The sequence below is a fragment of the Micromonospora sp. NPDC047730 genome (assembly GCF_043204765.1).
In the GTDB taxonomy this organism is placed as follows: domain Bacteria; phylum Actinomycetota; class Actinomycetes; order Mycobacteriales; family Micromonosporaceae; genus Micromonospora.
Window position 1 is genome coordinate 199192 of sequence record NZ_JBIDCU010000010.1, and the last position, 14388, is coordinate 213579.

11 protein-coding genes are annotated in these 14388 nt (G+C 72.5%); 3 read left to right on the top strand and 8 right to left on the bottom strand.

Translation table 11 applies throughout. The annotated features are described in order from the left end of the window. Positions 1-76 precede the first annotated feature (76 nt). The 4 genes from ACGF5G_RS23200 to ACGF5G_RS23215 all read right to left on the bottom strand — a co-directional run bounded on the left by ACGF5G_RS23200 (position 77) and on the right by ACGF5G_RS23215 (position 8034). Positions 77-1615 (bottom strand): alpha-amylase family glycosyl hydrolase, encoded by a 1539-nt coding sequence (locus ACGF5G_RS23200; RefSeq protein ID WP_393265973.1) that lies wholly within the window; start codon positions 1613-1615, stop codon positions 77-79. Next, positions 1612-3492: a xylan 1,4-beta-xylosidase gene (locus ACGF5G_RS23205; RefSeq protein WP_393265975.1), complete on the bottom strand. Its 1881-nt coding sequence runs from the start codon at positions 3490-3492 to the stop codon at positions 1612-1614. Before ACGF5G_RS23205 ends, ACGF5G_RS23200 begins: the two co-directional genes overlap by 4 nt. A gap of 2 nt (positions 3493-3494) precedes the next feature. Beyond that, on the bottom strand, positions 3495-5351 hold the full coding sequence (locus ACGF5G_RS23210) for a xylan 1,4-beta-xylosidase (protein WP_393265977.1): 1857 nt from the start codon (positions 5349-5351) through the stop codon (positions 3495-3497). A 235-nt stretch (positions 5352-5586) separates the two neighbouring features. Continuing rightward, entirely contained in the window at positions 5587-8034 is a 2448-nt protein-coding gene (locus ACGF5G_RS23215; protein ID WP_393265980.1) for a hypothetical protein, read from the bottom strand. 278 nt (positions 8035-8312) lie between these two features. Between ACGF5G_RS23215 and ACGF5G_RS23220 the strand changes: the two genes are divergently transcribed. Both ACGF5G_RS23220 and ACGF5G_RS23225 read left to right on the top strand, forming a co-directional pair. Next, entirely contained in the window at positions 8313-9236 is a 924-nt protein-coding gene (locus ACGF5G_RS23220) for an ROK family protein (protein ID WP_393265983.1), read from the top strand. Next, complete coding sequence (locus ACGF5G_RS23225; RefSeq protein ID WP_393265985.1) at positions 9233-9934, top strand: N-acetylmannosamine-6-phosphate 2-epimerase; 702 nt, start codon at positions 9233-9235, stop codon at positions 9932-9934. Before ACGF5G_RS23220 ends, ACGF5G_RS23225 begins: the two co-directional genes overlap by 4 nt. Positions 9935-10079: 145 nt before the next feature. Here ACGF5G_RS23225 and ACGF5G_RS23230 read toward each other — a convergent pair whose 3' ends face one another. The 3 genes from ACGF5G_RS23230 to ACGF5G_RS23240 are packed head-to-tail and all read right to left on the bottom strand — an operon-like array spanning position 10080 to position 13181. Then, on the bottom strand, positions 10080-11489 hold the full coding sequence (locus ACGF5G_RS23230; RefSeq protein WP_393265988.1) for an ABC transporter substrate-binding protein: 1410 nt from the start codon (positions 11487-11489) through the stop codon (positions 10080-10082). Between the two features lie 22 nt (positions 11490-11511). Further along, entirely contained in the window at positions 11512-12342 is an 831-nt protein-coding gene (locus ACGF5G_RS23235; protein ID WP_393265990.1) for a carbohydrate ABC transporter permease, read from the bottom strand. After that, entirely contained in the window at positions 12339-13181 is an 843-nt protein-coding gene (locus ACGF5G_RS23240; protein ID WP_393265993.1) for a carbohydrate ABC transporter permease, read from the bottom strand. Before ACGF5G_RS23240 ends, ACGF5G_RS23235 begins: the two co-directional genes overlap by 4 nt. Before the next feature lie 219 nt (positions 13182-13400). On the opposite strand from ACGF5G_RS23240, the gene ACGF5G_RS23245 reads away from it, so the two are divergent. Next, on the top strand, positions 13401-13610 hold the full coding sequence (locus ACGF5G_RS23245) for a hypothetical protein (RefSeq protein ID WP_393265995.1): 210 nt from the start codon (positions 13401-13403) through the stop codon (positions 13608-13610). A gap of 166 nt (positions 13611-13776) precedes the next feature. Here the strand turns inward: ACGF5G_RS23245 and ACGF5G_RS23250 are convergent, their stop codons facing one another. Further along, positions 13777-14259: a hypothetical protein gene (locus ACGF5G_RS23250; RefSeq protein WP_393265998.1), complete on the bottom strand. Its 483-nt coding sequence runs from the start codon at positions 14257-14259 to the stop codon at positions 13777-13779. Positions 14260-14388 lie beyond the last annotated feature (129 nt).

Consider the following 14388-nt stretch of genomic DNA (forward strand, 5'->3'; position numbering starts at 1 on the left):
GGCGCCCGCCATTGCCCGGCGGCCCCCGGGCCCCGGCCGGCCTCCCCACGGTGACGGGGGAGGGGAGGCCGGCCGGTCAGGCCAGCCAGGCGGTCGAGCGGGCCGGCAGCTTGTCGGCCCCCGCCGCGCCGCTGGCGAGTAGGACCCGGTCCCCGTAGGGCCGCCAGTCGACCGGCCCGTCACCGAGGTTCACCAGGCAGGTCGGCCCGCCGGCGCCGCGCCGGAAGGCGAGACAGCCGGCCGGCGCCTCGCGCCAGGACAGCCGCGCCGGTCGACCCCGCCAGCAGGTACCGCGCAGCGGCAGCGCCGCCCGGGCCAGGGTCAGCGTCGACGTCCGGTCGTGGCGTTGGCGGGCCACCGAGCGAGCTCCCCAGCCCGACGGCTGGGGCAGCCACGGCGTGGACCCGGCCGGGCCGAAACCGTACGGCGCCGGGCCTGCGGTCCACGGCAGCGGCACCCGGGCGCCGTCGCGTCCCCGGTCCACGCCGCCGGAGCGGCGGAACACCGGGTCGCGGATCGCGTCGTCGGGCAGCGCGACGTCGGGCAGGCCGAGTTCGTCCCCGGCGTACAGGTAGACCGCGCCGGGCAGTGCCAGCATCATCAGCAGCACCGCCCGCGCGCCGTCCGGTCCCCACCGGTCGGCCGCTCGCCGTACGTCGTGGCTGCCGTGCACCCACGTGGGCAGCCGACCGTGCCGGGTGGTGGCACCCAGGAGCGCCTCGACGCCCTCGCGCCACGGCTGCGGCCGCAACGGCCAGTAGAGCGGGTCCATCGCGAACGCCTGCCCCAGCTCGTCGGGGCGCAGGTAGGGCGAGAGCACCTCCGGCCCGCCCCAGGTCTCCGCCACGCCGAGCCGGTCACCCGGGTAGGACGCCAGCTCCCGCGCCCACCGGCGGTAGATCTCGTGCACCTCGTCCCGGTCGCTGTACGGCGCCGGGTCACCGGGCTGCCAGCCGGGCGGCAGCTCCGGGTAGTCGGGGTCCTTCCACAGCGAGCCGGCCGCGTCGAAGCGGACGCCGTCGACCCCGCGGTCCAGCCAGAACCGCAGCGTGGCCAGCGCGTCGGCGGCCACCTCCGGGTGCTCGTGGCGCAGATCGGGCTGATCGGTGTCGAACAGGTGCAGGTACCACTCGCCGTCGCCGAACGGCGTCCACGCCGAGCCGCCGAAGATGGACCGCCAGTTGTTCGGCGGCTCAGCACCGGCCGGGCCGCGGCCGGGCCGGACGTGGAACCGGGCCCGCTCCGGCGAGCCGGGGCCGGCGGCGCGGGCGGTGACGAACCACGGATGGGCCGAGGAGACGTGGTTGAGCACCAGGTCGACCAGCACCCGCAGGCCGAGCCGGTGCGCGTCGGTGACGAGGCGGTCCACGTCCGCGAGGGTGCCGAGCCGGGGGTCGACATCGCGGTGGTCGGTGACGTCGTACCCGGCGTCGCGGTCGGGGCTGGGATAGAACGGGGTGACCCAGACGGCGTCCACGCCGAGCGCGGCCAGGTAGGGCAGCCGGGAACGCAGACCGGGCAGGTCCCCGAGGCCGTCGCCGTCGGCGTCGGCGAAGGAACGCAGATACACCTCGTAGGTGACGGCTTCCCGCCACCATGGTCCGGTGTGGGTCATCGCGGGGTCAGCTCCACCAGGGCGAGGGACGGCAGGGGCAGGGTCAGCGGCAGCCGCAGGCAGCCGCCGTCCGGCGCGACGGTGACCGGCGGTCCCGCACCGGCGAGGGTGTCGGCAGCCCGCAGCCCGGCCCACTGCTCCTCGGTGGGCCAGCCGTCGACGCCGAGCCGGCGCGCGGTCGCGGCGAGGTTCGACGTCCGCTCGTCCAGCCGGCGGTGCCGGAGTTCGTACCCGGCTGCGGGCAGCCCGTCGATGCGCAGCCGCACCGTACGGCTCAGCCGGCGGCGCTGGTCGGGCCGGCCCAGCACGCCCTGGTCCAGCGTGCCGTTCCAGAGCACCACGGCGACCCGCCCGCTGTCCGGGTCGACGGACGGCCAGGCCCGCACCAGCGTTCCCGCGCCGTCCCCGTCGAGCCGGGCGGCGAGCTGCACGGGCGCGAGCTGTTCCAGCATCCACAGTGCCCAGAACCGGGGCTTGGCCAGGTTGCCTACCGACAGCAGCCCGAACCCGCCGTGCAGCAGCGCGGGCGGACGGCCCAGTTCCTCGAAGTGGTCGCTCGCCACCCAGCAGGCCAGCGCCGCGACCCGGCCGGCCGCCTCCTGCATCCCGGTGGCCACGAAGGCGGCCGAGAGCACCGAGTCGTTGACCGGCGCGAAGTGGGTGGGCGAGGGGCCCCACTCCGTCCAGAGCAGTGGGGTGCCGGCCCGACCGTGCCGCTCCAGGGCCGGTCGCAGGTCCAGCGGCGGGCTGCCGTAGACATGGGTGGAGAGGAAATCCAGCGGCGCGCCCGAGGCGTCGACGTGGTCGAGGAACGGCTCTATCCATCTCGTCGCGGCGGTCGCCGGCCCGCCGACCGGCAGGCCGGGGCAGGCCTCGCGCACCGCCCTGGCCGTCACGTCGTACATCCGCAGGTAGTCCTCGCGGGTGCCGGTCCAGAAGCAGTCCAGGTCCGGTTCGTTCCACACCTCGACCGCCCACCGCCGCAGCTCTGCGTCGCCGACTCGGGCCCGCAGGTGCCGGATGAGGCCGCCGACCAACGCCGCCCACCGGTCCCAGTCGCGGGGCGGGCTGGACACGCCCGCCGCGGTGACCTCGCGGGACGGGTCGCGGGCCAGCGCCCGCGGCACGAACGACAGCTCCAGCACCGGCCGTAGGCCGGTCGGGGCGAGTGCGTCGAGCACGGCGTCGACGCCGGTGAAGTCGTGCACCGCGCGGCCGTCGACCTCCTGGTAGACGCCCAGGTCGTCGCCGAGGATGCCGTGCGCGCGGACCCGTTCGACGCTCAGCTCGCGGCGCACCCGGCCGAGCGCGGCGGCCAGCCCGGCCCCCATCTCCTCGCCGCCCACCCGGTCGGTGTAGAGCAGCAGGCTCAGGTGCTCCGAGCCGACCATGTCCCGCCACGGGCGGGGCACCGGCCCGACCGGGCGGGCGGCGTCGACGGTCACCCCGACCACCGCGTCACCGCCGTCGCGGGCCGTGACCGGCGCCGATCCCGGCCCCAGCGGACCGTCGCCGGGCCGGTCCGGGTCGAGCACCGGGCGCACCGCGTACCGTACGCGCCGCCCGGGCTCGACGGTCGTGTCGGCGTACGGCGGGCCGGGCACCGCGAGCAGGTCACCGCCGCGATGGTCGACCACCCGGTACGGGCCGTCGCCGTCGGCCCGGTGCACCAGGTAGCCGGCGGCGCCGGGCACCGGATCCCAGTCGACGTCGACCTGCCCGCGACCTGCCCGTACCCGGATGCCGTGACCGTGTCCCCGCGCCGGCAGGCCCGGGGGCTCGCGGCCCGCCCGAAGGCCGGCGGACGTGGAGCCGCCGGCCGTGGGCGTGGCCGCGCCGGACGTCGTGACGTCGGGCGGCGGAGGGTTCGGCCGCACGGTCAGCCTCCGGCCACCTCGACGAGCACCGCGCCCGGCTGTGGCAGGTGCAGCTCCACCACCGCCGCCGTGCCCTCGACGGCGGTGGCGACCTCCTCGACCGGTAGCACGTCGACGGCGCGCAGCGTGTCCCACTGCTCCCCGACCGGCCACTCGGTGACGCCGAGCTGCTCGGCCAGGGTGGTGATGTCGCCGTGCTCGCGGTCGAGCCGGGTGGCGGTCACGGTCCGGCCGGCCGCGTCGTCGACGACCAGGCGGATCTGGCGGGCGAGCGCCCGGTCGCCGTCGCGCTTGGACTGGTCCAGCGTGGACGACCACACCAGGATGGCCAGGCTGCCGTCCGCGCGCCGGCTGGCCCAGGTCTGGACGAGGCCGTCGGCGCCGTCCCCACCGGCGCGCACCGGCAGCTCGGTCTCGCCGAGCCGGCTGAGCATTCGCAGCGCGTGGTAGCGGGGCTTGGCGATCCCGCCGACGGTGATCAGGCCGAAGCCGCCGTGCAACAGCCGCGGCGGGCGGCCCAACTCCTCGAAGTGGTCGCTGGCCACCCAGTAGGACAGGGCGTCCACCCGGCCCGCTGCCGAGCGCATGCCGGTGAGCAGGAACGTCGCCGCGGACGTGCCGTCGTTGACCGGGTGGAAGTGGGTGGGCGTCACGCCCCACTCGGTCCACAGGATTCGGGCGTGCCCGAAGCCGAGCCGCTCCAGGGTGGGGCGCAGGTCCAGCGGCGGGCTGCCGTAGGTGTGCGTGGAGACGAAGTCGACCGGAGCGCCGGAGCGCCGTACGTGCTCCAGCAGCGCGTCGACCCAGCCGGCGGCGGCGGACGACGGGCCACCGACGAGGATCCGGGGGTCGACGTCCTTGACCGCCTTGGCGGTCACGTCGTAGAGCCGCATCCACTCCTCGCTGGTGCCCGACCAGAACACCTCGAGGTTGGCCTCGTTCCACACCTCGAAGTCCCAGCCCAGCACCTCGTCGCCGTACCGGTCGAGCAGGTGCGCGACGAGGGCGCGGACCAACTCGCCCCAGCGGTCCCAGTCCTTCGGCGGGGAGATGACCCCGCGGTACTCGAAGACCGTCCGCTCCGGGTCGCTGGCCAGGTCGCGAGGCATGAAGCCGATCTCGACGACCGGTCGCAGCCCGATGGACAGGAGCAGGTCGTAGACCCGGTCGACGCCGGAGAAGTCGATCACCGGCTCGCCGTCCACCTCCCGGTAGACGCCGAGGTCGTCGTGGAGGATCGAGTGCGCGCGAACCGTCTCGACGCCGATCTCGTCGCGGATGCGGCGCAGCGCGGCGAGCAGCTCGCCGCCGATCTCCCGGCCGCCGGAGGTGTCCGTGCAGAGCAGCTGGGACAGCCGCTCGCTACCGATCATCGGCTGCCACGGCCGGGCCAGCGCGGCGCCGTCCGCGGCCGCGTCGACCTGGAGGACGACGGTCGGGGCGACGTCGGTGCCGGGCAGCGACGCGCAGGTCACCCGCGCCCCGAGCGGGCCGGTGACGGTGACCTCGGGGACGGCGGCGACCGCGTAGGCGTACGGCTGGCCGGGCTCGCCGGTGGTGTCGACGTACCAGGTGTCGGGGATGGCGAGGACGTCACCGCCGAGGTGATCGATCGGGGTCAGCTCGCCGTCGGCGGCGCCGTCGCGCACCGGCGCGCGGTGTACCAGGTAACCCACCGCGCCGGGCACCGGGGACCACGAGAGACGGACGTGGTGGACCCCGGCGACCGCCGCCAGACCGTCCGGCGGGGCGAGGACGGGCGTGCCGTCCGTCGTGCCCGTCTCGTCGCTGCGCAACGCGATCCGTGACTCCCAGTCGGATCGGGCGTCTGCCGGCTGGTGGTCGCTGATGCTCGTCACCGGGGCACCTCCTGTCGTCGTGTGGTCCGGTCCGAGCACTGTAACCGGTTTCTGTGTCCGTCGCTTCCCTCCGCCCGCACCCATCCGGACTCTGGTCGGGTTCGATCCGTCGGACGCGCCCCTGGTGCTCCGCTGCGGTGAGCAGGACGAGCCCCGCCTTCCGCACCTGGCCGGGGCGCGCCGCGGCCGGCGCTCCGGATGGCATCCGGAGCGCCGGCCGCGGGACCACGCGAGGTCAGAGCTTCGCGCACTCCCCCTGCACGGGGCCGGTCACCTCGTTCGGCTGGCCGTCGTCCTGCGGCGCCGGATCGTTGCCGGTGCAGCGCAGGGGGCCCTCGATCACGTTGCCCGCCAGAACCGACGGCCCTCGTCCGTCGACCACGGTCACCGGCCCCGCCACCGACGAGTCGACCAGCCTGAAGTCACCGGTGGTGCCGGTGGCGGAGAGCGGCCCGACCACCGAGCTGTCCCGTACGGTCACGCCGGCGGCCCGCTGGGCCACGACCGGTCCCTCGACGGTGCTGTCCCGGACCACCAGCGCCGCCCCTTCGCCCACCGACACCTGCCCGGACACCGTGGCATCCCGCAGGCAGGTGGTCCCCGTCGTGACCTCGAGCGGCCCCGCGTAGCTGCCACTGACGACGCGGCTGCACACCGCGGGAAGCGCGAAGTTCCACCGGTACAGGCGGGACACCCGGCCGTAGTAGAGGTTGCCGTCGCCGCCCTTGGTGAGGAAGGCCACCCGGCCGGCGGCCAGCTCGACGGCGTTCCACGTCGCCGGGTCGATCCGCCAGAGGCTGTCGGACACCGACGCGTAGAAGAAGCCGTCGGCGGCGAGGACGAGACCCCGCTCGTGGCCGTACATCGTCGTCTCGTTCGGGAAGAGCCGCTCCGACCTGGTGACCGTGCGGGTCGTCGGATCGAAGGTGAACAGCGTGCCGTCGGACAGGCCCCAGATGGTGCCGGCCGGGTCGACGACCAGCGCGTTCACTGCCGAGCCGCCGGGCGCGGGAACCGCGCGCTCGACCACCTGCCGGGTCTGCGGATCGAACACGAACAGTTCGGCCTCGGTGGCGGTCGGCTCGATGCCGTACCCGCCGTTGACGGAGGTGCCGCCGTAGAGCAGTCCGTCGTGCTCGACCAGGCTGACGACGCTCTGCTGCGGCACGATGTCCCGGTAGGTCTGCACGGCACCGGTCGACGGCGTCCAGAAGCTCAGGGCGCCGCCGAGGCGACCCGCGCGGGGGATGCTGCCGACGGCGACCGTCTCACCCAGGTCGACGAAGGCCTGCGCCCGCTGCTGCTCGTCGCCCAGGACGGCCCTGGGAGCCGGGTTGGACCCGTACGCCCACGGCCTGGTGGTGTCGTAGGAGAGCAGGTTGCCGTCCGGGTAGCGACCGTAGAGCAGGTGGTCGCCGCGGGTTCCGAAACCCTCCACCTGCCCGGCGCCGGACAGCAGGGTCATGGAGTCGTCGGCCGGGTCGAAGCGCGCCATGCCGGGTGGGGACAGGAACCCGCCGATGTAGACCGATCCGTCCGGCCCGGTCCCCATCGCCTGGATCGGGTTGGGGGCGCCCTCCAGGTCCTGCTCGCCGATGTACCGGGTCAGCCGAGTCTGCGGGTTCCACAGGTAGACGCGGCCGTAGTAGTACGTCATCGACAGGGTCGGTCCGGGCCACGCCGGGTCGGCCAGGTCGACCCATTCCCAACTGCCCGGCAGCGCGTTCGGCTTCCAGCCGACCGGCGTGTAGGTGTGGGTCTGGAGGTCGTACCGGACGATGCCGTCGGCCACCATGCGGAAGTAGACGTACCGGCCCGTGGCATCGGTTTCGGAGACCATCCGACCGGAGATCGCGGGGACGATGTTCACGACGACCCCGTCGCTGAGGCGGTAGACGAGCAGGTCACTGGAGTGGTCGAGCCGGATGAACAGGTATCCCCCGGCGAGGGTGAGGTCGTAGACGGCCTCCTCGTCCGCGTACTGGGCGGGCAGCGTGATCGGCCGCACCTCGCCGGTGGCGCGGTCGAAGCGGGCCAGCTTCGCGTTCGGCTTGGTGCCGAAGTAGACGTACCGGTCGTCGATCGCGAGCGCCTGGCCGTAGGTCTCCCCGGGAACGATCTGACCGTGATCGGTGAACCGCTTCGTGGCGGGGTCGTAGGAGAAGAGCTTTCCGCTGGGGTACGTCCCGCCGTAGACGACACCGTCCGGCGCCGCGGCCATCCGCCAGATCTGCTCGTCCGGGTACGGCACGCCCAGGGACGTGACCGAGGTGTCCCCGGGGGACCAGGTGTAGACGGCGCCGTTGGTCATGCCGAAGTAGACGGCACCTTGCGGCCTGGCGAAGGTGACCGCCCAGCTACCGGTACCGGAGGGCAGTCGCTGGCCGAAGACCACCTTCCCCGACCGGATGTCCGTGACCTGGAACATCGCCGTGACCTCGCTGTTGCCGGCGGTCACCCAGTAGGCCTGTGGGCGCCCCTGCTGGTCGACGCCCTGCGCCTGGTACTGCGAGAGCACCCGCGAATTGATGGCGTGGCCCAGGTCCTGTTCCGCGCCGACGATCGGGGCGGGAGCCGGCGGCGGGGCGGCGTTCACCGCGCCGCCGGCGGTGGCGACGAGCAAGCCGGCGAGCAGCCCGCCGGCGGTGAGCAGGGCGGCGGACCGCAGTCCTGTCCGTTTCATCGGTCTCCTTCACTGATCGATGGAGTGTGGCTCGATTGTTGCGGCCGGGGCCGTAACTTGCCCAGAGTCGCCCCGGACCAAGAACCTCGACCAGCGCCGGCGGCGACGCGACGCCCTGGCGGACGCGGACGGATTGCAGCGGGCGGGCGGCGGGCACCCGATCCCGGTACACGCCTCTGATCCGCCGTAGCGTAACTTGCGGTCTGGGCCGAAACCAGGCCTGCGAGAGTTCGACCAGGACTACACGACAATCACCGGTCACCCCGAGAAACGGAACCATGATCGACAGCTTCGCCACGGGGAACGCGGACGTCGCGTATCTCGGCATCGACATCGGGGGCACGAAGACGATCGCCCTGCTGCTCACCCCCGACGGGCGGGTGGCCGCCCGGGTCCAGGCCCCCACACCCGCCCGACACGGGCCGGCGATGGTGCTCGACACGGCCGCCGAACTGGCCGGGCGGCTCCTGGACGGCGGCCGGGTCGCGGGCATCGGGGTGGGTGCCGCCGGCACGCTGGATCCGGCCACCGGCACCGTCCGGTACGCCACGGACAGCCTGCCCGGCTGGGCCGGCACCAGGATCGCCGACGAGTTGGGCGCCCGACTGGGCCGCCGGGTGCACGTCGACAACGACGTGAACGCCGCCGCGCTCGCGGAAGCGTGGACGGGCGCGGGGCGCGGCCGGGAGCACCTGCTCCTGCTCGCCGTCGGGACCGGCCTCGGCGGGGCTCTGGTCTGGCGCGGCGGCCTCGAACGCGGCGCCCGGGGGGCGGCGGGCGAGGTCGCCCACCTGCCGGTTCCCGGCGCGGGGCAGCTGCGCTGCGGCTGTGGGCACCGGGGGCACCTGGAGGCCGTGGCGTCCGGCAGCGGGATCGCCGCCGCCTACGCCCTGGCCGCCGGTGAGCAGGTGAGCGGGCGGGAGGTCGCCGCCCGGGCCGCAGCCGGCGAAGCCGCCGCCCAGCGCGTGCTGGATCATGCCGGCGAGACGCTGGGCGCGGCCCTGGCCGGACTCGTCGCGTTGCTCGACCCGGCGGCGGTCGTCCTGGCCGGCGGCGCGGCGCCGGCGGTGCTGTCCGCGGCGACCCGCGCCTACCAGGCGGAAGTGCTCCCGGCCTGGTCCCACGTACCGCTGCTGCCGTCGGCGCTCGGTGACAACGCCGTGGCGATCGGCGCGGCCCGAATGGCGATGGAGGACAGGTGACGGTCTTCGACGTCATGCGGGGTGGTCTGGTGGTGTCCTGCCAGCCGCTGCCCGACGAGCCCGACGACCCGATGCGGGACGCCTACGTGCAGGCCCGGGTGGCCGCCTCGGCCGCGGCGGGCGGTGCGGTGGCGATCCGCGCCAACGGGCCGGACGACATCGCGGCGATCCGCGCCGCCGTCGACGTGCCCGTGATCGGCCTGGTCAAACACGGCACCACCGGAGTGATGATCACCCCGACCCCGGCACACGCGGTGCGGGCCGCCACGGCCGGGGCGCACGTCGTGGCCGTCGACGCCACCGACCGGCCCCGCCCGGACGCGGGCAGCTTCGCCGACACGGTACGCGCGGTGCACTCGCGTACCGCCGCCCTGGTGCTGGCCGACATCTCCACCCTGGCCGAGGGCCTGGCCGCGGTCGACGCCGGTGCCGACGCGGTGGCCACGACACTCTCCGGCTACACGCCGACCAGCCCGCCGACGGAGGGCCCCGACCTACGACTCGTCGCCCAGCTCGCCGAGCGGCTGGAGGTGCCGGTGATAGCGGAGGGTCGCTACCGCACGGCGCAGCAGGTCCGGCAAGCCTTTGCGGCCGGGGCCCACGCCGTCGTCATGGGCAACGCCGTCACCTCACCACTGTGGATCACGCGGCGTCTGGTCGAGGCGACGCCCCCTGCGTCCGAGCGCCGTGGGCGGTAACGCAGCCGGGTGACGGCAGCAGGTGTGCCGCCCCGGCGAGGCACCGGCGTCCCCCGCCGCGCAGGCGACCGGCACCGAGAAAGGGCCAGCGCCGTCGGAGCTGGCCCTTTCTCCGTGACCGGACCGGCCGGTGGTGACGCGATGATCAGCTGACCGACTTGTTGTAACTGTCGATGGCACCCTGCACGCTCGTCGCGGCGTCCTTCATGGCCTGTTCGGCCGGCTTGCTACCGACGATCGCCGCCTCCAGGCCGTCCTCGGACGCCTTGCGGGCCTGCGGCATCACGCCCAGCAGGCACCCGGCCGAAGCGACCGACGGCGGCAGCGCGTGCAGCTGGTCGACCGCGGTGCGGAACTGGGGGAACTTCGCCATCCAGTCCTTGTCGATCTGCTCGTCGAGCGCCTTGGCGTTGATCGGCACGTACCCGGTGCTGGTGTGCCACTTGGCCTGCTGGGCCGGGGTGGAGGCGAACTTCACGAACTCCCACGCGGCGCGCTTCTCCTTCGCGCCGTGACCGACGCCGTTGATCCACAGGGAGGCGCCACCGATGATCGGTCCACCCGTGGACGAACTGCTCACCTTCGGGTACGGGGCCGTGAGGACGGTGAACCTGCCCTTCGCGGCGTCGACGTAGCCGCGCAACACGCTGGTGGACTCCAGGTGCATGGCGACCGTGCCCGCCTTGAACGCCGCCTGGGCGTCGTCGGTCTTGCGGCCGGTGTTCGTCGCGTAGCCGCCCTTCACCAGGTCCGTCCACCACTGCGCGACACGCACGGCCGTCTCCTGGTCGAACTGCACCTTCGAGGCCAGGCCCGTACGCCCGTTGCCGTTGTCGCAGTACTCCTTGCCGTCGGTGGCGAGCAACTGCTCCAGCAGCCACCCGTAGATGGCGGCGCCGAAGCCGTACTGGACCGTCCTGCCACTGGCGTCCTTGACGGTCAGCTTCTTCGCCAGGTCGCCGATCTCGGTGAGGTTGCTCGGTGGCTTCGTCGGGTCGAGGCCGACGCGCTCGAACGCCTCCTTGTTGAGGTAGAGCAGGGGCGTCGAGGAGTTGAACGGCATCGACCACATCTTGCCGTCGACGGAGTAGTAGCTGGCGATGTTCGGCTCGATGTCGGCCGCGTTGAAGCCGTCCTTCTCGATGAACTTGTGCATCGGCACGACCTGCTTGGAGTCGACCATGAAGCGGCTGCCGATGTCGTAGATCTGCACCAGGGCCGGTGTGCTCTTCTGCTGGACCGAGGCCTTGTACTTCGCGATCGTCTCGTCGTAGCTTCCCTGGAAGACCGCCTTGACCTCGACCTTGCCCCCGCTCTGCGCGTTGAAGTCGGCGACGAGCTGGTCGACGGCGGTGGCGTTGGCCCCCTTCATCGCATGCCAGAACTCGATCGTGGTCTTCTCCGTGGCCTTCTCCAGCACCTCGGCACCGGGGGCGTCGAGCGCGTCACTGCCGCTGTCGGTGCCGGATCCGGAGTCGCCGCAGGCCGTGAGCGCGGCGGCGGCCACGAGGGCGACGAGCGCCGCTGTGGTCCGGCGGAGCCGAGGTCTTCTCATTGGTTCTCTCCTTCTCGAAGGTTCAACGCAGCGCGCCGGCGGTCAGGCCGCGGACGATGTGGCGCTGACCGAGAATCACGACGGCCAGCGTGGGGAGCAGGGAGAGCGCGACGCCGGCGAGGACGAGACCCGGCTGCGCCGCCTCGGCGTCGTTGAGCTGGGAGATGCCGATCTGAAGCGTCTGGAATTCGGTGTCGCGGATCAGGATCAGCGGCCAGAAGTACTGGTTCCACGCCGAGAGGAAGACGTAGACCCCGACCGCCGCGATCGAGGGCTTGGAGAGGGGCACGACGACCCGCCACAACAGGCGCCAGTGACCGCACCCGTCGATCACTGCGGCGTCCCGCAGCTCGGTCGGGAACTGCAGGAACGCCTGACGCAGCAGGAACGTGCCGAACGCCGAGGCGAGGAAGGGCAGCACCAGGCCGAGGTACGTCAGCCCACCCCGCGTCAGGCCCCAGCCGGAGATGGCCAGGTAGTTGGGAATGATGATCGCTTCCCACGGCACCATGAGGGTGGCGAGGAACAGGCCGAAGGTCGCCGCCTTCGCGGGCAGGCGAAGAAACGCGAAGGCGTACGCGGCGAAGATGCTGGTGACGACCTGTGCCACCGTGATGACCCCGGCCTGGACGGCGGAGTTCACGTAGAAACGGCCGAGCGGCACCGAGCCGAACACGTCCCTGATGTTCTGCCAGTGCAGCTCCTGCGGCACCAGCGCGGGCGGGTAGGTCGCCAGGTCACCGGGGCCCATGACGGCGCCGACGAAGCCGTAGTAGACCGGGAACAGAACGGGGATCGCGGCCAGGCCGAGCACGACGTAGACGGCGGCCTGCCCGAGGCTGGGCTTCTTCATCGGTAGTGGACCCGCCGTTCGAGGATGCCGAATTGGACGGCCGTGCAGCCGAGCATGATGACCAGCAGTACGACGGCCTGCGCGCTGGCCGCGCCGAAGTCGGCGGAACCGAAGGCGAACGCCTTCTCGTAGATCGAGTAGACCAGCGTCGTCGTGGCCTGGTCCGGTCCGCCCTTGGTCAGGATGTGGATCTGCCCGAAGCTCTGCAACGCGTGGATCGTGGACACCACGACGAGGAAGAACAGTTGCGGGGAGAGCAGCGGCACGGTTATCCGCGACGCCAGCCGCCAACCGGTCGCGCCATCCAGCCGCGCCGCCTCGACCACCTCCGGCGAGATGGCCGATACCCCGGCGGAGAGCACGAGGATGTTGTAACCGAAGTTCATCCACACCGTGGCGACGCAGACGGCGGGCAGCGCGATCGACGGGTCGGTGAGCCAGTTGACCCGGTCGATCCCGAGGTATCCGAGCAGGCCGTTCGCCACTCCGATCGCCGGGTTGTAGATGACGGCGAAGACAACCGATGCGGTCGCCACCGAGAACGCGAACGGCAGCGCGAACGCGGTGCGCAGCACCCGTACCCCGCGTATGCGCGCCTCCAGCAGCAGCACCACGAAGAGCGCGCCCAGGACGGCCGGCACCACGGAGAACAGCGTGAACAGCGCCGTCGTGGCCAGCACCTTGCCGAACTCCCCGGACAGCATCTCCCGGTAGTGCTCCCCGCCGACGTACTCGGACGGGGCGCCGAAGATGTCGTTTCCGTGCACGGACAGATAGAGGGTTCGCCCGAGCGGCCAGAACACGAACAGGGCGAAGATCGCCACCGAAGGCAGCAGCATCAGCCACGCGAGACCGGGTTCGCCGAAGCGTGCGAGCTGCGTTCGACGGGAGGTGGAACGCGTGGATCCGGCGGTCAGGGAGCGGTCGCCCGGTGGCGTGCTGACGGTGCGAGGGGGAGACACCGCAGCACAGTACCAACATCATCGAAAGATGGAAATCAGTCGCTGCACCTGCCCCATGAACCTCACCCGGTTGACCGGCCGGATCCTATCCTCTTCATGATCGTATGCGCTGGTCTTGGCGTGCTCGCCGCGAGCGGATGGAACGGTGACGGAGGCAGGTTCCAGCCGATCGCGGCGGTGCTCGCCATCGTGCTGTTCGCGTGCTTCCTGATCCTGTTTGCGGTCTTCCGGGTCGGGTGGCTGATGCGAGGACACGAGTTGTGGCGCGAGGAGCGGCGACGCTCAAGAGGCGACGACGGCGATTGAGCGTGGTCAGGCAGGCCGAGGCTCGTGCCCGATCCGTCCCCGACGCAGCGGTCCTTCGCCCGGCCTTCGGCGACCCCCGCGTGTGGCCGCCGTCCGGGCACCCTGCGTGTGCACTCCGGGCTCCGTTGGCCTGTGTGGTGAAGGGGATTTGCCTAACCCGGCGGACCTATACGGCCACGGCACGAGACAGGTGGGGCGCCATGTGGCGGAGGATCAGCCGAGCTGGCTCGTGATATTCGAGAACGACGTCGGGCTGCGTGTCGGCATCCGGGGTCCCGTCACCTGCCTGGCCGTGACCGACGACCCGTCGGGGTGCCGGTGACGCGCCAGCGGTCACGTCGATGTTCACGCGCTGCACGTCAGCGTCGGTCTGCGCGAACGGTTCGCTGGTGATCACGGCAAGCGTCGACTCAGGCTCTCCGGATTCGGACGGCAAGCCGGCGACGGACGGATTCGGCTTCGAAACCACGCAGCGGCATGTCAGACCGCGAGCGTGCAGCGCCCGCGTGAGCTGACCGACGAAGGTGAGGTGCGAATCGGGGCATGTGACGGCCACACGCAAACTCCTGCCGACCGTCGCGGCTGCGATCGCATCGGCGACGGCGGACAGCACCTCCCGCTCTCGGGCGACCGCAGAAAGATCATGCACAATTGGCCCCTTCCACCCGGAGTGCCGCTCCAGCGCGTGATGAAGATCCCGCCCGGTAGGCAGGGCTGGCCCCGGCTACGTGGCCGGCGCGACTTCCACCCCTGCCAGCACAAGCGCAACGAACGTGGG

Bases quoted from the DNA above. Each gene is read 5' to 3' on its own strand.
- ACGF5G_RS23235 (WP_393265990.1), bottom strand. From the start codon at position 12,342: ATGAAGAAGCCCAGCCTCGGGCAGGCCGCCGTCTACGTCGTGCTCGGC.
- ACGF5G_RS23215 (WP_393265980.1), bottom strand. From the start codon at position 8,034: ATGAAACGGACAGGACTGCGGTCCGCCGCCCTGCTCACCGCCGGCGGG.
- ACGF5G_RS23230 (WP_393265988.1), bottom strand. From the start codon at position 11,489: ATGAGAAGACCTCGGCTCCGCCGGACCACAGCGGCGCTCGTCGCCCTC.
- ACGF5G_RS23240 (WP_393265993.1), bottom strand. From the start codon at position 13,181: ATGCTGCTGCCTTCGGTGGCGATCTTCGCCCTGTTCGTGTTCTGGCCG.
- ACGF5G_RS23220 (WP_393265983.1), top strand. From the start codon at position 8,313: ATGATCGACAGCTTCGCCACGGGGAACGCGGACGTCGCGTATCTCGGC.
- ACGF5G_RS23245 (WP_393265995.1), top strand. From the start codon at position 13,401: ATGATCGTATGCGCTGGTCTTGGCGTGCTCGCCGCGAGCGGATGGAAC.
- ACGF5G_RS23200 (WP_393265973.1), bottom strand. From the start codon at position 1,615: ATGACCCACACCGGACCATGGTGGCGGGAAGCCGTCACCTACGAGGTG.